We start from the raw sequence: 19,753 nt of genomic DNA, 5'->3' as shown, positions 1-19,753 counted from the left end.
GGGCTGCCGGGGGCGAGGGGCCGGCCGGAGCGGACGCCGCCGGCGTCGGAGGCGGAGCCGAGCTGGACCAGCGCTACGGCGACGGCCGATGCGTACATCACCCAGATGCCGAGCGCCATGAAGCCCTTGCGTCCAGGGATGGCTCTCACTCCTGGGCAACGCGGGAGCGGGCCGCGGGGTTACGGGTGCCGCGCTACGGGGCCACGTCGGTCACGTCGTGCTCGTGGATCCAGGCGAGGTGGCGTTCGTACGCATCGGGTGACCCGAGTCGCTTGTTGCGGGCCTGGGCGCGCGGACCGTCCGGGAGATGGAGGACGTCGGCGGCGGCCACCGAGGCGGCCTGGATCCGGCGGGTGCGGTCGCGGCGGCGTACCTCGTAGGTCGTGCGGGCACGGTCCCAGTCGTCGTCGGAGGCGAGGCAGCCGGCGAGGACGACCGCGTCCTCGATCGCCTGGGACGCACCCTGGCCGTGGTGGGGGAGCATCAGGTGGGCGGCGTCGCCGAGCAGCGTGACCCGGCCGCGCGACCAGGTGGTCAGGGGTGGACGGTGGAAGAGGCCCCAGCGCTCGGCGGCGGGCGCGGCGGAGATCATCTGGACGACGGCCGGGTGCCAGCCGGGGAAGGCGTGGACGTGCTCGTCCGGGTCGGCCGGCCACGACCACGAGTCCGGGGTCCACGGCCCTAGCTGCCGCTTGACCAGCAGGAACGCATGGTCGCCGTCGCCCACCGGATGATGCATCAGGTGGCCGTCGGCGCCCGTCCACAGCTGCAGGCGACCGGGGTCGGGGAGCAGGGTGAGCCGCGACCGAGGGACGACCCCGCGCCAGGCGACGCAGCCCGAGAACTGGGCGTCGTCGTAGCCGACCACGTGCTCGCGGAGGGTCGACCCGGCGCCGTCGGCGCCGATGACCAGGTCGGCCTCGGCCGACTCGCCGCCGGCGAGCTCCAGCCTGGCGGGCCCGCCGTCGTCGGCGACGCCGGTCACGCGATGGCCGAGGTGGAGCCCGTCGGTGCCGAGCGCGTCGCCGAGAAGAGCGTGCAGGTCGGCGTGACGGATGCCGTAGCAGGGCGCGCCGCAGCGGGCCGCATACTCCGAGCCCGAGAGCACCCGGCCGATCGCGGCGCCGGTGTGGCCGTCGCGCCAGACCAGGCCGTCCACGGTCGCCGAGGCCTCCCCGAGGCAGGGCTCGAGCCCGAGACGCTCCAGGAGCCTGGTCGCGTTGGCGGTGAGCAGCACCGCGTCGCCGGTCGGATGCGGGGCGGTCGCTGCCTCGTACACCTCGACGTCGATGCCATGGCGACGCAGGGCGAGGGCGAGCGTCAGGCCGCCGACACCGGCGCCGACGATCGTGAGCCGTCGGGCGCGCCGGTCCCGGCGTAGAGCTGCCCGAGCGATCCTGCTGACTGACATCGCACGCTCCTTGGGAGGTTACGTTCGAAACGTACCCCAGGCCCCCAGGTGCGCGTGGATGGTTGCGAGAACGTCATTTGACGTCGAGCGTCTGGCCCTTGCCGATGTCGCTGGTCTCGATCGGGCCGAGCCCGAGGAGGTCCAGCGCCAGGTTGCCGAGGTCGGCGTTGCGTACGGGCTGGGGGCCGTCGTAGTCGGGGCGGTCCTTGCCCGGGTCGCGGTAGTCGTCGGAGTTGAGCTCGTAGAGGTCGGTGCCGGCGCCGGCGTCCGGACCCCACACGACGAACGGGATCCGGTAGTTCTCGTAGACCTTCTCGGAGTGGTTGGTGATGCCGGGCTTGAAGCCGTGGTCGGCGGTGAGGATGACGTCGAGCTGCTTCTTCAGCCCGGCGTCGGCGTCGATGACCTCGAGGAGCTCGCCGACCTGGCGGTCGGACTCCTCGACGGCCTCCAGGTACTCCGGGGACATCCCGCCCGACTTGTGTCCGGCGACGTCGGGAAGGGAGAGATGTACGAAGGTGAGGTCCCGCTGCTCCTCGGCGAGGTCCTCGGCCGCCGCCGGGACCAGCTCGTCGTGGTCGTCGATCGGCACGAAGAGGTCGATGTCGTCCTCCCAGGCCCGCTGCCACAGCTCGAACTTCTGCTTCGTCACGAACACCCCGGTGCTGAGCCCGGCCTCGTGGGCGACGGTGAACACCGACTCCTCGTCGGATGCGATCGACTTCGACGGGTCGCCGACGTTCCAGGTGACCCCGTGGCCGCCGTCGTCGGCCGCGATGGGGTCGCCGGTGACCATCCCGGTGTGGTTGGGCAGGGTGATGTTCTTCTCGTAGGCCGTGCGGGCGTTGAGCGTCGAGGCCCCCTCGTCGATCAGCCGGTGGATGTTGGGTGTCCCGGCCGGGCCGAGCTTCGCCAGCGCGTCCGGGTTGAGCCCGTCGATCGAGATCGCGAGCACCTTCCGGTCCGCCTGGGCGGCCTCGCGCTCGGCGCGGTTGCCACTGTCGCGGCCGGGCAGTGCGGTGAACGCGACGACGAGCACCACGACGACGAAGATGCCGATGGAGACGAGAGGGAAGAGGCGACGCACCGGCACACCCTAAGTGAACCCGATGCCACGTCGGGCGAACGATCAGCGAATGTCTAGTGACTGAGTCGAGTTCAAGGTGCTGCCGGGGATCGGGCGCAGGCCGAGCAGGTCGAGGGCCAGGTTGCCGAGGTCGCCGTTGCGGATCGGCTGTGCACCGGCGTACATGGGCCGGGTGGTCCCCGGCGCACGGTACTCGGGGTTGAGCCGGTAGAGCGAGGCACCGCGAGTCACGCCGGGACCCCACACCACGAACGGGATCCGGTAGTTCGCGTAGAGGTGGGCGCTGTGGTCGGTCGCGGTGGCCTTGAAGCCGTGGTCGGCGGTGAGGATGACGTACGTCGACCCCCGTAGCACCGTCGAGGAGTCGATCGCCCTCAGCAGCCTGCCGATGCGGGCATCGGTGCGGATCACCGAGGCGCGGTAGGCCGCGCTCATCCCACCGTCGCGGTGGCCGTAGTGGTCGGGGGAGCCGAGGTGGACGAAGGTGAACGCCCGCTTGTTGGCCACCAGGTCGCGGGCCGCCCGGTCGACCAGGTCGGCGTCGCCGTCGAGTACGAACCGGTCGATCGAGGGCCAGGAGCGGTCGAAGAGGCCGAACTTCGACTTCGACGCGAACAGGGCGCTGCTCCGGCCGGTCCGCTCGACCTGGCTGAAGACCGACGAGACCGGGTGGCCGGCGGCCTCCTGCACGGTCATCCAGGGGCGGTCGTCGTTCCAGGTGACGCCGTGGCCGCCCGCAGAAGTCGGAGTGATGCGCCGCGAGGTGACCATGGAGGTGTGGTTGGGCAGGGTGACGTTCTGCTCGTACGCGCTGCGTGCCTCGCGCGTCGAGGCGCCACCGCGCATCAGCCGGTAGATGTTGGGCAGGTTGCCGGGGCCGAGCCTCTCGATCGCGGTCACGCTGAGCCCGTCGACGGAGATCGCGAGCACGCGCTTCGTGGTGGCCGCGTCCGCGGGCCGCCCGGGGATCTCGACGACGGCGAAGGTGACGCCCAGCAGGGCGAACAGGACCGCCAACACCAGCGAGCGCCGAGAAATCGTCATAACCGAACGTTAACCGCCCTGATTCACCCTGCTCATGAACGTGAGATGTATCTCGGGTATGTCGCGAGTGACCCCCAGCACTGCGAATCGGCGGCGTTTGGGCCTAGCCTTGACGATCGTGCAGTCCGTCTCGTCCCTGGGTTCGACCTCGTCCCTGGGTTCAGCCCAGCCCGACCGCGACGCCCCGATCGGGATCTTCGACTCAGGCTTCGGCGGTCTCACCGTGGCGCGGTCGGTGATCGACCAGCTCGCCCACGAGTCGATCCTGTACGTCGGTGACACCGCCCGTGCCCCCTACGGCCCCAAGCCGATCGCCGAGGTGCGTGAGTATGCCCTCGAGTGCCTCGACCACCTCGTCGAGCAGGGTGTGAAGGCCCTGGTCATCGCGTGCAACTCGGCCTCCGCGGCGATGCTCCGCGACGCCCGCGAGCGCTACAAGCCGCTGCCCGTCGTGGAGGTGATCCTGCCGGCGACCCGCCGCGCCGTCGCCGCCTCCCGCACCGGCCGCATCGGGGTCATCTGCACCCACGCGACGGCCGAGTCGATGGCCTACGACGACGCCTTCGCCGCCGCGCCCCACGTCTCGCTGCACACCCAGGCCTGCCCGCAGTTCGTCCCCTTCGTCGAGGCCGGCATCACCGGCGGCGAGGAGCTCCTGGCCGCCGCGCACGAATATCTCGACCCGCTGACCAGCGCCGGGGTCGACACGCTGATCCTCGGGTGCACCCACTATCCGCTCCTGACTGGTGTGATCTCCTATGTGATGGGCGACAACGTGACGCTGGTCAGCAGCGCCGAGGAGTCAGCGAAGGACGTCTACCGCGTCCTCGCCGAGAACGACCTCATGCGCGAGAGCGGCGAGCCGACCTACACGTTCCTCACCACCGGCAACCCCGCCGAGTTCAAGGCGATCGGCGCCCGGTTCCTCGGCCCGGAGCTCGCGGCCGCCCAGCAGTTCGCCGGAGGTATGGGATGACCTCCGGGATGCGGCTGACCGTCATCGGGTGCTCGGGTTCCTATCCCGGGCCCGACAGCCCCGCCTCCTGCTATCTCGTCGAGGCCGACGACGCGGAGGGCCGGACCTGGCGGATCGTGCTCGACATGGGCAACGGTGCGCTCGGGGTCCTGCAGCGCTACGTCGACCCGCTGCTGATCGATGCGGTCCTGCTCTCCCACCTGCACGCCGACCACTGCGTCGACATGACCTCCTACTACGTGCTGCGCAAGTGGCACCCGACCGGCCCACAGCCGCCGATCCCGGTCTACGGCCCCAAGGGCACCGGCCGGCGGCTGGCCAAGGCCTACGACCTGCCCAAGCGTCCCGGGATGCGCGAGGAGTTCGCGTTCTCGACCTACACCGGGCCGATCAACCTCGGTCCGTTCGTGATCACCCCGACGGCGGTGGAGCATCCGGTCGACGCGTACGGGCTGCGGATCGAGGCGCACGGCAAGGTCCTCGCCTACAGCGGCGACACCGCCGAGACCGAGGCGCTCCTCGACATCGCCACCGACGCCGACCTGTTCCTGTGCGAGGCCGCCTTCCGCGACGGCGTCGAGAACCCTCCCGGGGTCCACATCACCGGCGTCCACGCGGGGGAGTACGCCACCAAGGCTCATGTGAAGAAGCTGGTCGTCACTCACGTCCCGCCCTGGCACGACTCTGCCGACGCGCTCCGCGAGGCGCGGTCGGCGTACGAGGGGCCGACGGAGCTGGCGGCGACGGGGTCGATCTACGAGATCTGACCGCCCTCGCTGGTCGAGCCGCGAGCGAAGCGAGCGTGTCGAGCGTTGTATCGAGCTTGTCGAGATGACCAACACGGTCTGGTCGAGCGCTGAGGGGACTGTGTTGGTCTCGACACGCCTCCGCCTAGCGGCTCCGGCGGCTCGACCGACGGTGACTCAGACCAGCCCGGCGTCGTGGACGGTGATCGCGATCTGCACGCGGTTGGTGGCGCCGAGCTTGTCGAACAGGCGCGACACGTGCGCCTTGACGGTCGGGATGGAGAGGTAGAGCTCCTTGGCGATCTCGGCGTTGCTCAGGCCGCGCCCGACGGCGAGCGCGACCTCGTGCTCGCGCTCGGTGAGCGCCTCGAGGCGGCCGCGAGCGGCAGCGGCGCGGTCGCCGGTCGGCTCGGCACGGAGCCGGGTGATCAGGGTGCGCGTGGCCTTGGGGGAGAGGATCGGCTCGCCGGCCGCGACCGCGCGGATCGCCGCGACGATCTCGGGCGGCGGCGTGTCCTTGAGCAGGAACCCCTCGGCACCGGCGGCGAGCGCGTCGACGACGTACTCGTCGGCACCGAACGTGGTCAGCACGATCACCCGCGGCGGCCGGGCGTCGGCCAGCACTCGCCGAGTGGCGTCCAGCCCGTTGATCCGCGGCATCCGGATGTCCATCAGGACCACGTCAGGGGCCGACGTACGCACCAGGGCAAGCGCCTCCTGGCCGTCGGTCGCCTCGCCGACGACCTCGATGTCGGCCTGGCCGCCGAGCATCAGCCCGAGGGCCGAGCGCACGAGCGGGTCGTCGTCGACGATCCCGACCTTGATCTTGACGGGACTCTCTGGGCTGGACCCTGGGCTGCTCACTGGCCCCACGGTAGCCATGCTTCGAGGATGAAGACATCCTTTTCCGTGCGGTGCGTCAGCCGTCCGCCCGCGAGGTCGACGCGTTCGGTGAGCCCGATCAGGCCGAGGCCGGCACCGGGCGTGTTCGAGTCGAAACCGAGCCGGTTGCGCAGACGTACGTCGATGCCGTGCTCCTCGGACCCTTCCAGCGCGACCTCCAGCAGGGCTCCCGGGGCGTGCTTGCGGGCGTTGGTGATGCCCTCCTGGACGACCCGGTAGATCGACCGCCCGACCGTCTCCGGCGGGGAGCCCTCGACGGCGTCGTCGAAGGTGACGTTCATGCCGCCCGCGCGAGCCTCCTCGACGAGGCGGCCGATGTCGGCGTACGTCGGCTGGGGCGCGGTCTCGGGGTCCTCGCCGTTGCCGCGGAGCACGCCGAGGACGGTCCGGAGGTCCTCGAGGGCGCGGTGGGCGCCGTCGCGGATGGTGCCGACCTCGCCCCGGATCTGGTCGGCGGAGAGGTCCTCGCGGTAGGCCAGCGCCCCGGCCTGCATGGAGATGTGGGAGATGCGGTGGGCGAGCACGTCGTGCATCTCGCGGGCGATCCGCCGTCGCTCCGTCTCGCGGGCCTGCGAGACCCGCAGCGCCTGCTCGGCCTCGGCCGTCTCGGCGCGGAGCCGGAGGGTGGCGATCAGCTCGCGGCGCGACCCGATGTACATGCCCCAGGCGACCATCGCGGCGATGATCACCACGCTGAGCCCGATGTTGAGGCCCCACAGAGCGAAGGTCGGCATTCCGTCGTCGGGGGTGGCCGTGTCCATCACGGCGAACCAGAACATCCCGGCCGCGAAGCTGAGCAGCGACATGGGGATGATCTCGCGCCAACGACGCCGTGTCGACAGGGAGACGAGAGCCAGCGCGGACGCGCCCGCCGCAAGGATCGAGAACGCGCTGGCAAGGGTGACGATCGTCGTGACCGTGACCGGCCAGCGACGCCGCCAGAAGACCAGGACCAGGCTGATGACGCCGAGGACGAGATCGAGCGCGAAACGCCAGTCCGGCCAGCCGCCGACGCTGCTGGTCAGTCCGAGCGCGCTGATCCCGAGCGCGGCGAGGTAGCGCCAGACGTGTCCCCACAGGCTCAGGCGTGGCTGATAGTCGGCGGGGGAGCGTTGCTGCACGTCGTACACGTTAATGAACCGCGGACCGACGGACCCGATGCCGCGGTCGCGACCGGCCCCATACTTTCGTCGGGTGGCAGGTCATCCGTATGTCCGATGCAGTCCGCGGCGGAGGAACGGCAGGATGTACGCCATGATCAAAGTCGAAGGACTGACGAGGGTCTACGGGACCTTCACCGCGGTCGACGACGTGTCGTTCACCGCCGAGGCCGGCAAAGTCACCGGCTTCCTCGGCCCGAACGGTGCGGGCAAGTCGACCACCATGCGCATCATGGTCGGCCTGACCAACCCCACCAAGGGTCGGGCAACGATCAACGGCAGCCTCTACGCCGACCTCCCCAACCCGGGCCGCCACGTCGGTGTGCTGCTCGATGCCAGCGCCCAGCACGACGGCCGCACCGGCCGAGAGGTGCTCACGCTCGCCGCGATGACGATGGGCCTGCCCAAGTCGCGCGTGGACGAGATGCTCGAGCTGGTCTCGCTGACCCCGTCGGAGGCCAAGCGCCGGATCAAGAACTACTCCCTCGGCATGAAGCAGCGCCTCGGCATCGCCCACGCGCTGATCGGCGACCCCAAGGTGCTGATCCTGGACGAGCCGGCCAACGGCCTCGACCCCGCCGGCATCCGGTGGATGCGTGGTCTGCTGAAGGAGTACGCCGACCGCGGCGGCACCGTCCTGCTCTCCTCCCACCTGCTGCACGAGGTCGAGCAGATCGCCGACGAGCTGATCCTCATCGGCAACGGACGCATCGTGGCCGAGGGCACCAAGGACACCATCCTCGCCAGCCAGGGCACCGCCGGCCAGTCGCTGGTCACCTCGTTGGACAACGAGGCGCTCACCGTCGCGCTGAAGGCCAAGGGCTACAGCGTGGAGCCGCTCGGCACCGGCATGCGCGTCTCCGCGGCGCCGGCCGAGGTCGGCCGGGCAGCCCTGGAGTCCAACGTCGTGCTCACCGACCTGCGTGACGGCGGCGCCGGCCTCGAGGACATCTTCCTCCAGCTCACCGCCGAAACCCAGCGCGAGAACGTCGCGCAGATCCACGCCGAAGGAGTCTCCGCATGAGCGCCGTATCCGTAGCGCCCTCCACCCCGCTCCCGGCGGTGACCAAGGTGCCGTTCGGCCGGCTCCTGCTGGTCGAGTGGCGCAAGATGACCGACACCCGTGCCGGTCGCGCCCTGCTGATCATCTCGGCCGGCATGCTGCTGCTGGCTATGGGCATCGTGGTCCTGGTGGCCGCGCTCAACGACAACTTCTCGCTCGGGCTCTCGACCTGGTCCTCGATCCTGACGATCCCGCTCTCCCTGCTGACCCCGGTGCTGGCGATCATGATCGTCACCCAGGAGTGGGGCCAGCGCACCAACATGGTGACCTTCAGCCTCGAGCCGAGCCGGCTGCGGGTGATGGCGGCCAAGCTCGTCGCAGTCGTCGCGTTCGCCCTCGCGCTGATCGCGGTCGCGCTGCTGTGCGGCATCGTGGGCAACGCCCTCGCCGCGGCCGTGGGCGGCTACGACGCCAGCTGGAGCATCGACGGCCAGGTCCTGGGATGGACGATCGCGCAGCAGCTGCTCTACTTCGTAAGCGCCTTCGGCATCGCGATGTGCCTGCTCAGCACGCCGTTCTCGATCGTGGTCGTCTACGTCGACCAGCTGCTCCTGCCACTGATGGTCTGGTCCACGCTCTACTTCATCTTCGACTGGGCCGCCGACCTGATCCCGTTCATCGACATGGGCTACGCGATGTCGCCGTTCATGGGGGCCGGCGGCATGATGCCGGACGGGACGCAGCTCCCCGACCCCGGCACCCAGGAGGTGCTCGCGCTGATCTGCAGCATCTTCCTCTGGGTGGTCGTCCCGGTCGTGCTGGGTGCCTACCGGGTGCTCAAGTCCGAGGTGAAGTAGTTCATCGGACTGTTCGCGACACGACACGCGGGGGTGGGTGCTTCGGCACCCACCCCCGTCACCGTTGTGAGCCGTGGGCACCTACCTGCGTTATGCGGCGCTGGGCGACAGCGCCACCGTCGGACTCGGCGACCCCACTGTCGAGGGTTGGCGAGGATGGGCCCGGCTGCTCGCCGAGGCTCTGGGACAGGCGTACGACATCTCCTTCTGCAACACCGCGATCATCGGCGCGACCTCGACCGTCGTGGTCGAGCAGCAGCTCGCCGATGCGGTGGCGCACCGGCCCGACGTGGCCTCGCTGATCGTCGGGGTCAACGACGTGATGCGCTCGGCGTGGGACACCGGAAGACTCCGCGACGACCTGATGACCTGCGCCGACGCGCTCGCGGGCCAGGGCGCGCTGCTGATGACCGCGCGTTTCCACGACCACTCGGTGATGTGGCCGATGCCCGGCTGGATGAAGCGGTCGATCCAGCGGCGTACCGCCGACCTGAACGCCATCTGGGACGAGGTCCACGCCACCTACGGCGGCCTGCGGCTCGACCTCGGGGCGGTCCCCGACCTGCACGAGCGTCGCTTCTGGGCTGCCGACCGGCTGCATCCCTCCGAGCTCGGCCACCGGCGGATGGCCCGTGCGTTCGGCGAGCAGCTGGTGACGTACGGCTTCTCCTTCGAGCCGCCGTCGCTGGAGCCGGCCGGTGGGCTGCCGACCAGCTGGCGCCAGGATCTGGCCTGGATGGCCGGTGAGGGAGTGCCGTGGATGGGGCGGCGTGCGCGCGATCTGGGGCCGTGGGTGGTGCGGCGTGCATGGGCGCGACCCAGCGGTGAACCCAAGCGGGAGACCGTTGCATAGGGTGGTCCCGTGACCACACGAGCTGACGGGCGCGCCGACGACGAGCTGCGCCCCATCAAGATCACCCGCAACTGGCTCGACCACGCGGCCGGTTCCGTCCTCATCGAGTTCGGCAGGACCCGCGTCCTGTGCGCCGCCTCCGCCTCCGAGGGTGTGCCGCGCTGGCGCAAGGGCTCCGGGCTGGGCTGGGTGACGGCCGAGTACGCCATGCTGCCCGCCTCCACCCACGAGCGCTCCTCGCGCGAGTCGGTGAAGGGCAAGATCGGCGGACGTACGCATGAGATCTCCCGCCTGGTCGGCCGCTCGCTGCGCGCCGTCATCGACTACAAGGCCCTCGGCGAGAACACCATCAACATCGACTGCGACGTGCTCCAGGCCGACGGGGGGACACGCACCGCGGCGATCACCGGCGCCTACGTCGCGCTCGCCGACGCGGTGGCCTCGCTGGGCGTCCAGAAGGCGCTGACCGGCTCCGTCGCCGCGATCTCGGTCGGGATCATCGACGGTGTGCCGCGGCTCGACCTGCCCTACGAGGAGGACGTCCGCGCCGAGACCGACATGAACATCGTGATGACCGGCGAGGGCAAGTTCGTCGAGGTGCAGGGCACCGCCGAGGGCGTCGCCTTCGACCGCGCCGAGCTCGACGCGCTGCTGGCGCTGGGCGAGAAGGGCTGCGCCGACCTGACCAAGCTGCAGCTCGAGGCGCTCGGGTCGTGAAGATCCACGTCGCCTCCCGCAACGCCAAGAAGCTGGAGGAGATGTTCCGCATCCTCTCGCCGCTGGTGCCCGGGGTCTCGGTCGTCGGCCTCGATGACGTCACCCACTACGACGAGCCGGTCGAGGACGCGCCGACGTTCGAGGGCAATGCACTGATCAAGGCCAGGGCCGGTTTTGCGGCCACCGGGCTCCCCACGGTCGCGGACGACTCCGGTCTCTGCGTCGATGCTCTGAACGGCATGCCGGGCGTGCTCTCGGCCCGCTGGGGCGGACCTCCCAAGTCCGACGAGCGCAACAACGAGCTGCTCCTGGCCCAGCTCTCCGACGTCCCCGACGAGCGCCGCGGCGCCCACTTCGCGTGCGCCATCGCGTTCGTCTGGGACGGTGGCGAGATCGTCGTCGAGGGCCGCATGGACGGCCGCATCATCCGCGAGGTCCGCGGTGACGGCGGGTTCGGCTACGACGTCCTGTTCGTCGCGGTCGACACCGAGGACGGACGTACGTCCGCCGAGCTGTCGGTCGAGGAGAAGGACGCCATCTCCCACCGTGGCCGCGCGCTGCGCGAGATCGCCCCGCAGATCGCGGCCGCGCTCGGCGCGTGAGCGCAGTCGACGACCAGCACCGCCAGCACGCCTACCGGGTCCGGCTCGACTGGGGCCCGGTGGGCGCGGCGGCGATCGGGCCCGCGGACATCGCCGTCGTGGTGGACGTGCTCTCGTTCACCACGACGCTGACGGTCGCCGTCGAGCGCGGGATCGAGGTCTTCCCGTTCCGCTGGCGGGACGATCGGGCGGAGGCGTACGCACGTGAGCGTGACGCGGTCCTCGCCGTCCAGCGTCAGGACGCGGTGCCCGGCCGGCCATCGCTCTCGCCCGCGTCGCTGCGGAAGGCCGAGGGCGTCCGGCGTCTGGTGCTGCCCTCGCCCAACGGCTCGACGATCAGCACCCTCCTCGCAGAGACCGGAGCGACGGTCGTCGGCGCCTCGCTCCGCAACCGCACCGCCGTCGCCCGGTGGCTCGCCCCGCGCTGCGTCGAGGGCGCCAGCGTCGCCTTCGTCGCCTCGGGGGAGCGCTGGCCAGACGGCACGCTCCGGCCGGCGGTCGAGGACCTCTGGGGTGCCGGAGCGGTCCTCGACGCGCTCGACCCCGACGGCCTCTCGCCGGAGGCCGCGATGGCGCGCGACGCGTTCCGTGCCGCCGATCTACCGGACGCGCTCCACACCTGCGCCGGTGGTCGGGAGCTGATCGCGAAGGGCTATGCCGAGGACGTGGTCGTCGCCGCCCAGCTGGACAGCGCGTCGGTGGTGCCGGTGCTGCGCGGCGGGTCGTTCCAAGCGGTCACCGCTCAGCGCTGAGCCGGCCCTCCAGGCCGATCTGCCAGTCGAAGAGCCCCTGCTCGACCAGCAGCGTGAGCAGGGCCTTGTCGAGACCGGTCGCGATCGCGACGCCGATGAGGACCAGGACGACGCCGAGCACCTTGTGGAAGGCACCCTCCGGGTCGATCGCCCACCGCAACCGGGCGAGCAGCGCCCGGCCGCCCACCATGACCGCGGCCAGCAGGAGGGTCAGGCCGGCGACGTACGCGATCAGGTAGCCGAGCCCGCGAAGCGGCTCGGCCGGGAGGATGGCCGCCACGATCAGGGCGTACGTCGGGCTGCAGGCGCTGAACACCGGCCCCATGCTCGCGCCGATGAGGATGTCGCCGCCGATCCCGCCGCGGTCGCTCGCCCGGGCCAGGCGCTCCTGGGCGCGGGAGCCGAGCCCGAGCCGGAACACGACCGTGTCCCACAGCCGCGGCCAGAGCATCACCACGCCGAAGAGCGCCACGATCACGCCGGAGACGATGCTCCAGAACCGGGGAGGTACGTCGATCAGCAGTGTCGTCGACTTCAGCACGACGCTGAACACGATGACCGAGACGCCGAGCGCGGCCACCGCCACCCATGGCCGCCGCTCGCCGGTTCCCCGCGAGAGGATCACCGGAACGAACGCGACCACGCAAGGGGCGAGCACCGAGAGCGCCCCGGCGAGGAACGAGGCGAGCAGCAGCGTCACTGGGTGTTCTCGAGGATCGCGTCGACGGACTTGTCCTGGCCGTAGCCCGACCACAGCTTGAGCCGCTCGCCGGAGGCGTCGACGCGTACGAAGGTGGACTGGATCGTCACCTCGTACTTCTTGCGCAGGCCGGTCGCGGAGTCGTAGTCCACCTTCAGGATCTGCGCCTTCTCAGGAATCTCGCCGCTCTTGATCGCCTCCTCGAAACCACGGCACTCCGGGCACCACGGCGCGTGGAAGAAGAGGATCGTGTCGGTGTAGCACTCCTCGGCGACCGCCGCGGCGGAGTAGTCGGCGTAGCGGCCCTCGCAGGCAGCGCCTTCCGCGGGCACCTCGGCCGGGGTGGACTCGGCGGTCGCCGGGCTCGAGGAGGCCGCTGGAGACGCGGGATCGTCGGCGGAGTCGGCGCCGGAGCCGCCGCACCCGGCGACGGCGAGACAGACGAGGGCGAGCACAGCGACGATTCGAGAGTTCATGTGCATGGGTTCGGAGCGTAGGCCCTGACGGATGGGTCCGGGGTGTCAGTCCTCGGGGAGATCCTCGAACCAGCTCCAGGTGCCGTCGACGAGCTGCTTCTCGGTGATGCCGTAAGACTGCTTCAGCGCTTTGCCCGTCCCCTCGTGGAGGTTCTCGGCGCCGCTCGGCAGGTGGAGGTAGAAGTCGTTGCAGAACGCGAGGAACCTCTCCAGGCCGCCGTTGTCGTCGATCAGCCACGAGACCGCCGCATGCGAGATGGCGTAGTCGATCGCACCGTCGTCGCCCCACTCGTCGTCGTTCGGGATCGCGCGCTCGTGGGTGAGCAGCTGGTCGCGCCGCTCGTCCTCGCCGCAGATGTTGGACTCGCAGCCGGAGAGGTATTCGGCGAGCCCTTCGTTGACCCACGTGGGCACCAACGCCGGACCGTAGACGTGGCTCATCTCGTGGCGCAGGGTGCGCTCGTCTGTCGCCAGCCGGTTGGTCGCGACCGGGTTGTCCTTGATGACGGCTCCGGCGAGGGCGGACGTGCTCGTCCTCGGGCGGCGACCGGCGGCGGGGACCCAGTAGGTCACTGCGGCGGCGCCGTCGTCGCCGTCGAAGGTGTCGCCCGGCGGCCTGCCGTTGTACGTCGCGTCGACGAGCAGGGGTACCTCCCGCTCCTCTGCGCGCCACACGGTCTCGAGCTTCTTCTTGATCTCGGTGCGTGCCTCCGAGACCCGCTCCAGGAGCTCGTCGGCACTCGTCGGGCCGTCCTGCTCGGTGACCACGACGACGGAGCGCCCGACCGCCGCGGTGACCGGACCGCCGAACCACGGCCTGCTGTACTTCTCTCTCGGTGCCGCCCGGTCCCGCCCGACCACCCAGCCGCCGTCGTGGCGTACGAAGGTCATGTCGGTCGCATTGGCGACCGACGCGCGGTGCGCCTGCTCGAGCTGCGCCACCTCGACGACCTGGGGCGAGAACAGAACGCCGTCGTTGCGCACCTCGTCGGGCGCGCGGTCGCTCTGCTTCACCTGGTAGGCGAACGACTTCAGGGGGAGCTCCTGGAGGTTGGTGAAGATCGTCCGCTGCTGGTCGAGCAGCTTCCGGTCGCGCGGGTCGACGGTGGCGAGGAACGCCGCCTCGTCGCCCTGCAGCGCTGCGGTCGCACGGTCGGCGAGCAGGTCCTCGACCGCCTGGTAGTCGGCCGGAACGGGGTCGTACGGAGGGTGCGACGGCGCCGGGGAAGGACCGACGCTCCCGGGGAGGTCAGCGCAGCCGGCGGCCAGGAGGGCGAGGACCGCGAGCGTGGCAGCGCGTGCTCGGAGTTCCACGTGCGGAGTCTAGGTAGCCCCGGAGGTTCCCGCCCTCGAATATTCTTCCGGCGTCACTGCAGGGCAGCGGTGAGGCGCAGCGCGTTGTCGACGTACGCCGCCAGCTTCGGCCGCGCGAGCCACTCCTCGAGCAGCAGCTCGCGCGAGATGGCCCGGTAGCCGTCCTCGACCTTCCGCAGCTGTGCCACCGGCTCGCCGTCGAAGAGCATCAGCGAGACCTCGTAGTTGAGCGCGAAGGAGCGCATGTCCATGTTGCTCGAGCCGAGCACGGCGACCTCGTCGTCGATGCTGAAGTGCTTGGAGTGCAGGACGGCAGGCTTGGGGTAGAGGTAGATGCGGACCCCGGCCTCCAGGAGCGCCTCGTAGTAGGAGCGCTGGGCGTGGTAGACCATGAACTGCTCCTTGCCCTCGCTGACGAAGAGCTCGACCTCGACGCCGCGGCGGGCGGCGGTCGTCACGGCGTACAGCAGCGACTCGTCCGGCACGAAGTAGGGGCTGGTGATCGAGATCCGCTTCTTGGCGGCGTACATGAGATAGGTGAACGCGCGCAGGTTGTTCTCGGCGTCGACACCCGGGCCGCTGGGCACGATCTGGCCGGTCACGTCGCCGGCACGCGGTGCGGGGGCGGCCAGCTCGGAGCGCAGCAGCTCCCCGGTCTCGGTGTCCCAGTCGCTGGCGAAGACGACGTTCAGGGCGGTCACCAGCGGGCCCTCGATCCGGGCGTTGAGCTCGACCCATTCCCGGCCGGCCCGGTGGTTCTTGCGCTTGTTGTAGCCAGGCTCGATGAGGTTCTGCGACCCCGTGAACGCGATGCGGCCGTCGACGACGAGGAGCTTGCGGTGGTTGCGCAGGTCGGGCCGGCGGATCTGGCCGCGCAGCGGGTTGATGGGCAGCAGCGGGTGCCAGTCGATGTCGGAGGCGTCGAGCCTCTTCACGAGCGTGCGCCAGACCGGGATGCCGCGCGAGCCCAGGTGGTCGAGGAGCAGCCGCACCCGGACGCCACGCGCCGCTGCCCGGTCGAGGGCGTCGAAGAACGGCTCGGTGACGTGGTCGCACGCGGTGATGTAGAACTGCACGTGCACGTACGTCTCGGCCTGGTCCACCGCGGCCGTCATCGCCTCGACGGAGGCCGTGTAGTCGTCGATCAGGTCGATCCGGTTCCCCGCCCGGGCCGGCAGCGAGCCGAGCCGCTCGTTGAGTTCGATCGTCGCCGCGTCGGTCTCGGAGATCGTCTGCGGGTGCGGCACCCTGGGCAGGCCGCGGACGTACTCGGTCACCTCGTCGTTGAGCGCCCGCTGGCGTGCATGCCGCCGCCGGTCCAGCCGGGTCTGCCCGAGCAGCAGGTAGCCGATCAGGCCGATTCCCGGGATGAAGAAGATCGCCAGCAGCCACGCCATCGCGCTGCTCGGACGGCGATTCTTCGGGACCACCCCGAGCGCGATCACCTTCACCAGCACGTCGATGACGTAGATCGACGTACTCGTTACTTCCGCCGCGGTCATGCGGCTCAGCATGCACCACACGCGTCGGTGTGGGAATCTTCTGACATGGTTCGACTCTTCCCCGCCGCCCGCCGTGCCATCGCTGCTGAGCAGGCCTCGCCGCCCGTCTGGGAGGTCGACGTCGCGGCGCAGCGGGAGGAGGCGCGCAGGCTGGCCGCGGCCGAGGCGAAGGAGGAGGTCGCGGAGGTCGCCGGCATCGACGCCGACGGGGTTCCCTGCCGGCTCTACACCCCCGAGGACGTACGCGAGGGGCTGATCGTCCACCTCCACGGCGGCGGGTTCGTCTTCAACGACGTCGAGGTCCACGACGGAGCGTGTCGGAAGCTGGCCAACCGGAGCGGGCTGCGGGTGCTGTCGGTCGACTACCGCCGGCCTCCGGAGCACCCTTATCCCGCGGCTCCCGACGACGTCGACACGGTCATCAAGTGGCTGGGCAACGACCCGCTGCTGAGCACGCTGCCGGCGTACGTCCACGGCGACAGCGCCGGCGGCAACCTCGCGCTGGTCGCGGCGCTGCGCAACCCGGGCGTCTTCGGCGCGATGGTGCTCGTCTACCCGTTCCTCGACCCGTCGATGAGCACGCCGGGCTACGAGATGGCGGACGGCTGGAACGAGGAGGCGGCCTGGTACTGGAAGCAGTACGCCGCCACCGAGGCCGATCTCCGCAACCCCGACCTCGGTCCGTATCTCGCCGCCGACGAGGAGCTTCGCAACCTGCCGCCGACGCTGATCGTGAGCGCCGAGGGGGACATCCTCACCGACGAGAACGAGGACTTCGCGCTCAGGCTCGCCGACCTCGGCGTCGAGGTGGTCGCCTTCCGTGCCGTCGGCCAGATCCACGGCTTCTGGCGCCACGGCAAGACGTTCCCGGCGGCGGAGTCGGTGATGGCGATGACGGGTGCCTTCTTGAACCAGCAGGGTCTGAGGAGGCGTCCGTGACCGAGCCCTACGACGTCACCGAGACCCGGGCCGCCTACGACACGGTCTCCAAGGCGTACGCCGAGATCGTCGACCCCTCGGTCACCGAGACGTCGTTCGACGCCGGCGTGCTCGACACGTTCGCGGCCTACGTACGCAGGGACGGTGGCGGGCTCGTGGGTGACATCGGGTGCGGTCCCGGGCGGATCACCGCCTACCTGGCCGCGAGGGGTCTCGACGTCTTCGGGGTGGACCTGTCGACGGGCATGATCGCTCAGGCGATGGAGCGGCATCCGGCGCTCAGGTTCGAGGTCGGCGACATGGCGCGCCTGCCGCTGCGAGACGGTGAGCTCGCGGGTGTGCTGGCGTGGTACTCGCTCATCCACACGCCGCCGTCGCGCCGTCCCGAGGTCATCGCAGAGCTCGCCCGGGTCACCCGGCGCGGGGGCCGGTTCGTGACCGCCTTCCAGGTCGGCGACGAGCACGTACGCCACATCGGCGCCTACGGCCACGACGTCACCTTCGACGGCTACCGGATGCCGGTCGAGGCGACCAGCGCGCTGCTCGAGGAGGCCGGTTTCGAGGTGACCGCGACCGTGGTCCGCTCCGCGGAGGACTGGGAACGGACGCCGCAGGCCTATCTCGTCGCGCGCCGACGCTGACGGGATGGGTTGACCGGATAGGTTGCGCCCATGACGCAGCAGCCCTACCACGTACCCCTCTTCTTCCTTCGCCAGAAGGTCACGCCCTTCGCCAACAAGTACGTCGCCCAGGCCGCCAACCCCGACGGCTCCGAGGGGCAGGTGCTCGCCTTCGCGCAGCAGAAGCGGCTGGCGTTCAAGGAGCAGGTGACCTTCTACGCCGACGAGTCGAAGTCGCAGGCGGTCTTCGCGTTCAAGGCGCGTGCGGTGATGGACCTCAACGCGGGCTACGACGTCACCGACCCGAGCGGTGCGCCGCTGGGCTTCTTCCGCAAGGACTTCGGCAAGAGCCTGCTGCGCTCGACCTTCCACGTGGAGGGCCCGGGCTATTCCGGCACCGGTCAGGAGCGCAACCAGGTGGTGGCCATCCTGCGGCGTTTCACCGAGCTCGACTTCCTGCCGATCCACTTCGACTACGTGTCCTCCGACGGGCAGCCGCTGATCTCGATCGAGCGCCGCTTCGCGTTCCGGGACAAGTACACCGTCACCGTCCACGACGCGCGCGTCGACTTCCGCGTCGCCGCCGCTGTCGCGGTCGCGATGGACGCGTTGATGCAGCGCTGACCCTCTCGGCTCAGGCCTCGTCCGCCGGGTGCAGGTGCCGGCGGACCAGGCCGAGCAGCTTCCGGTGGGTGTCGGCGTCGGCCGCCGCGATCATCCCGCGGCCGGTGTGGATCGGGCCGCCGCTGAGGTCGGTGACGACGCAGCCCGCGGCCTGGCACAGCGCGATGCCCGCGGTGAAGTGGACGCTGCCCTCGAGATGGCCGTCGGTGACGTACGCCGCGCGCCTGCCGGCCGCGACCCAGGCGACCGCGAGGGTCGAGGACATCACGCGTGGGCCGAACTCGGCGCGCAGGCGTGGGTCCGCGACGAGCTGACCGCCGACGAACGGCCGATCGAGCATTCCGTCGCACTGGATGTCGACGAGCCTGGTACGCGGGGTGGGGGAGAGCGCGGTGTCGCCGCCGCCCTTGCGCACCCAGGCGCCGGTGCCGTCGGTCCAGAAGATCTCCTCGCTGATCGGGTCCGCCGAGACGGCCGCCTGGACGCCGTCGGGCGTCACCAGCGCGACGTTCACCGCGGCCAGCGGGGTCTGTGCGGCGTAGTTGAGGGTGCCGCAGAGCGGGTCGACGAGCCACCGCCGCTCGCTGTCGCCGCTGCGGCCGGTCTCCTCGCCCTCGAAGGCGTCCTCGGGCCGGTACGTCGTGATCGTCTCCCGGATCGCCTTCTCCGAGGCGATGTCCGCCTCGGTCGCGCTGTCCTTGGCTTCTTGGCTTGTGGCGGACTTGTCGAAGTGGCTCAGGTCGGTGCCGTACATCTTCCTGACGACGGCTGCGCCTGCGCTCGCCGCGGCGAGCGCGACGGCATGGTCCGGGAACGCTGCCCGGAACGCGTCGATCGCGGGGTCGTGTGCCGTCTCTTGCTCGCCGATGAAGACCGCCACGACCTCGGCCTCGGGATCCTCGGTCAGCGCCGGAAGGAGTCTGTCGCGCCAGGTCCACAGGTTGGGGTGGTCGTAGTCGGTGTAGGCCTCCGCGGGGCTGATCAGCTCGATCGCCCGCTCGAGTTGCTCTTTGGACAGTCTGTACGCCGCGGTGCCGCTCTTGTGTCCGACGACTGTTGCCATCACGACCGCTGGGAGGCGGTGGCCGTAGGCGTTGACCAGGGGGAAGTGCTCTGGTTGGTGGGTGGTCGCTGTTGAGGGGCGGAGGCCTACGCCGTGGGCTTGTGGTGGAGTCCAGCCGTCGATGGCGGTCTCGAAGCTGGTGCGTGCGGCGAGGATCTCGTCCATCGTCTTCCACTGGGTCACGGGCGGGAATCTAGCGGGGGGCTTGTCTTTTCTGGGAGGGTTTTCGGATGTCTTTTCGGGTTGGGGTGGGCCGCCGACCCTTTCCTTGAGGGTCTTCTCGATCTGGACCGGCGTCAAGGACGCCCTTCGGGCGCCGGCTTCGCCGGCCGCCTTCGGCGGTCCTGGACTCCGGACCAGATCGAGAAAAACTTGGCTGGCTATCGGGGCGCCGGCCCGGGTGT

21 protein-coding genes are annotated in these 19,753 nt (G+C 70.4%); 11 read left to right on the top strand and 10 right to left on the bottom strand.

The features are described 5' to 3' along the window. Positions 1–193 precede the first annotated feature (193 nt). The 3 genes from G5C66_RS25015 to G5C66_RS25005 all read right to left on the bottom strand — a co-directional run bounded on the left by G5C66_RS25015 (position 194) and on the right by G5C66_RS25005 (position 3,542). Positions 194–1,411, bottom strand: coding sequence for an FAD-dependent monooxygenase (locus G5C66_RS25015; protein ID WP_165114384.1), 1,218 nt, complete (start codon positions 1,409–1,411; stop codon positions 194–196). A 73-nt stretch (positions 1,412–1,484) separates the two neighbouring features. Beyond that, positions 1,485–2,498: an alkaline phosphatase family protein gene (locus G5C66_RS25010; protein ID WP_165114382.1), complete on the bottom strand. Its 1,014-nt coding sequence runs from the start codon at positions 2,496–2,498 to the stop codon at positions 1,485–1,487. 42 nt (positions 2,499–2,540) lie between these two features. Beyond that, positions 2,541–3,542, bottom strand: coding sequence for an alkaline phosphatase family protein (locus G5C66_RS25005; RefSeq protein ID WP_165114380.1), 1,002 nt, complete (start codon positions 3,540–3,542; stop codon positions 2,541–2,543). Between the two features lie 118 nt (positions 3,543–3,660). On the opposite strand from G5C66_RS25005, the gene murI reads away from it, so the two are divergent. Further along, positions 3,661–4,518, top strand: a complete 858-nt coding sequence (gene murI, locus G5C66_RS25000) for a glutamate racemase (protein WP_165114378.1) — start codon at positions 3,661–3,663, stop codon at positions 4,516–4,518. Continuing rightward, the gene (locus G5C66_RS24995) at positions 4,515–5,285 is read left to right on the top strand and encodes an MBL fold metallo-hydrolase (protein ID WP_241248845.1); all 771 of its coding nucleotides are present in this window, start codon (positions 4,515–4,517) and stop codon (positions 5,283–5,285) included. Before murI ends, G5C66_RS24995 begins: the two co-directional genes overlap by 4 nt. A gap of 156 nt (positions 5,286–5,441) precedes the next feature. Here G5C66_RS24995 and G5C66_RS24990 read toward each other — a convergent pair whose 3' ends face one another. Continuing rightward, positions 5,442–6,128: a response regulator gene (locus G5C66_RS24990; protein ID WP_338144314.1), complete on the bottom strand. Its 687-nt coding sequence runs from the start codon at positions 6,126–6,128 to the stop codon at positions 5,442–5,444. Then, a complete protein-coding gene (locus G5C66_RS24985; protein ID WP_338144313.1) occupies positions 6,125–7,288 on the bottom strand; it encodes a sensor histidine kinase in 1,164 nt (387 codons plus the stop codon). Before G5C66_RS24985 ends, G5C66_RS24990 begins: the two co-directional genes overlap by 4 nt. 133 nt (positions 7,289–7,421) lie before the next feature. Here G5C66_RS24985 and G5C66_RS24980 point away from each other — a divergent pair, with 133 nt between their 5' ends. The 6 genes from G5C66_RS24980 to G5C66_RS24955 all read left to right on the top strand — a co-directional run bounded on the left by G5C66_RS24980 (position 7,422) and on the right by G5C66_RS24955 (position 12,111). After that, a complete protein-coding gene (locus tag G5C66_RS24980) occupies positions 7,422–8,351 on the top strand; it encodes an ABC transporter ATP-binding protein (protein WP_206444537.1) in 930 nt (309 codons plus the stop codon). After that, on the top strand, positions 8,348–9,187 hold the full coding sequence (locus G5C66_RS24975; protein ID WP_165114369.1) for a hypothetical protein: 840 nt from the start codon (positions 8,348–8,350) through the stop codon (positions 9,185–9,187). Before G5C66_RS24980 ends, G5C66_RS24975 begins: the two co-directional genes overlap by 4 nt. A 73-nt stretch (positions 9,188–9,260) precedes the next feature. Continuing rightward, positions 9,261–10,040 (top strand): GDSL-type esterase/lipase family protein, encoded by a 780-nt coding sequence (locus G5C66_RS24970; protein ID WP_165114367.1) that lies wholly within the window; start codon positions 9,261–9,263, stop codon positions 10,038–10,040. A gap of 9 nt (positions 10,041–10,049) precedes the next feature. Then, positions 10,050–10,757, top strand: a complete 708-nt coding sequence (gene rph, locus G5C66_RS24965; RefSeq protein WP_165114365.1) for a ribonuclease PH — start codon at positions 10,050–10,052, stop codon at positions 10,755–10,757. Beyond that, positions 10,754–11,359 (top strand): RdgB/HAM1 family non-canonical purine NTP pyrophosphatase, encoded by a 606-nt coding sequence (gene rdgB / locus G5C66_RS24960; protein WP_165114362.1) that lies wholly within the window; start codon positions 10,754–10,756, stop codon positions 11,357–11,359. The genes rph and rdgB overlap by 4 nt, the downstream gene beginning before the upstream one ends. After that, entirely contained in the window at positions 11,356–12,111 is a 756-nt protein-coding gene (locus G5C66_RS24955; RefSeq protein WP_165114360.1) for a 2-phosphosulfolactate phosphatase, read from the top strand. The genes rdgB and G5C66_RS24955 overlap by 4 nt, the downstream gene beginning before the upstream one ends. Here G5C66_RS24955 and G5C66_RS24950 read toward each other — a convergent pair. The 4 genes from G5C66_RS24950 to cls are packed head-to-tail and all read right to left on the bottom strand — an operon-like array spanning position 12,095 to position 16,103. Then, on the bottom strand, positions 12,095–12,811 hold the full coding sequence (locus tag G5C66_RS24950; protein ID WP_165114358.1) for an urease accessory protein UreH domain-containing protein: 717 nt from the start codon (positions 12,809–12,811) through the stop codon (positions 12,095–12,097). The genes G5C66_RS24955 and G5C66_RS24950 overlap by 17 nt on opposite strands. Continuing rightward, positions 12,808–13,287, bottom strand: a complete 480-nt coding sequence (locus G5C66_RS24945; protein ID WP_165114355.1) for a thioredoxin family protein — start codon at positions 13,285–13,287, stop codon at positions 12,808–12,810. The genes G5C66_RS24950 and G5C66_RS24945 overlap by 4 nt, the downstream gene beginning before the upstream one ends. 45 nt (positions 13,288–13,332) lie before the next feature. Further along, entirely contained in the window at positions 13,333–14,601 is a 1,269-nt protein-coding gene (locus G5C66_RS24940; protein ID WP_165114353.1) for a hypothetical protein, read from the bottom strand. A 53-nt stretch (positions 14,602–14,654) separates the two neighbouring features. After that, the gene (cls, locus tag G5C66_RS24935; RefSeq protein WP_241248844.1) at positions 14,655–16,103 is read right to left on the bottom strand and encodes a cardiolipin synthase; all 1,449 of its coding nucleotides are present in this window, start codon (positions 16,101–16,103) and stop codon (positions 14,655–14,657) included. 45 nt (positions 16,104–16,148) lie between these two features. On the opposite strand from cls, the gene G5C66_RS24930 reads away from it, so the two are divergent. From G5C66_RS24930 to G5C66_RS24920, 3 genes are read left to right on the top strand one after another with little or no spacing between them, the layout of a single operon-like run. Beyond that, on the top strand, positions 16,149–17,042 hold the full coding sequence (locus tag G5C66_RS24930) for an alpha/beta hydrolase (protein WP_165114348.1): 894 nt from the start codon (positions 16,149–16,151) through the stop codon (positions 17,040–17,042). Beyond that, complete coding sequence (locus G5C66_RS26655) at positions 17,039–17,683, top strand: methyltransferase domain-containing protein (RefSeq protein WP_165114346.1); 645 nt, start codon at positions 17,039–17,041, stop codon at positions 17,681–17,683. Before G5C66_RS24930 ends, G5C66_RS26655 begins: the two co-directional genes overlap by 4 nt. A gap of 30 nt (positions 17,684–17,713) precedes the next feature. Beyond that, positions 17,714–18,286, top strand: coding sequence for an LURP-one-related family protein (locus tag G5C66_RS24920; protein ID WP_165114344.1), 573 nt, complete (start codon positions 17,714–17,716; stop codon positions 18,284–18,286). Positions 18,287–18,296: 10 nt separating this feature from the next. Here the strand turns inward: G5C66_RS24920 and G5C66_RS24915 are convergent, their stop codons facing one another. Then, positions 18,297–19,532 carry an inositol monophosphatase family protein gene (locus G5C66_RS24915; protein ID WP_338144312.1) on the bottom strand — a complete coding sequence of 412 codons (1,236 nt, stop codon included), beginning with the start codon at positions 19,530–19,532 and terminating at the stop codon, positions 18,297–18,299. Positions 19,533–19,753 lie beyond the last annotated feature (221 nt).

This window comes from Nocardioides turkmenicus, from assembly GCF_011045035.1.
Lineage (GTDB): Bacteria > Actinomycetota > Actinomycetes > Propionibacteriales > Nocardioidaceae > Nocardioides > Nocardioides turkmenicus.
This window is presented reverse-complemented; position numbering and strand designations above follow the sequence as displayed.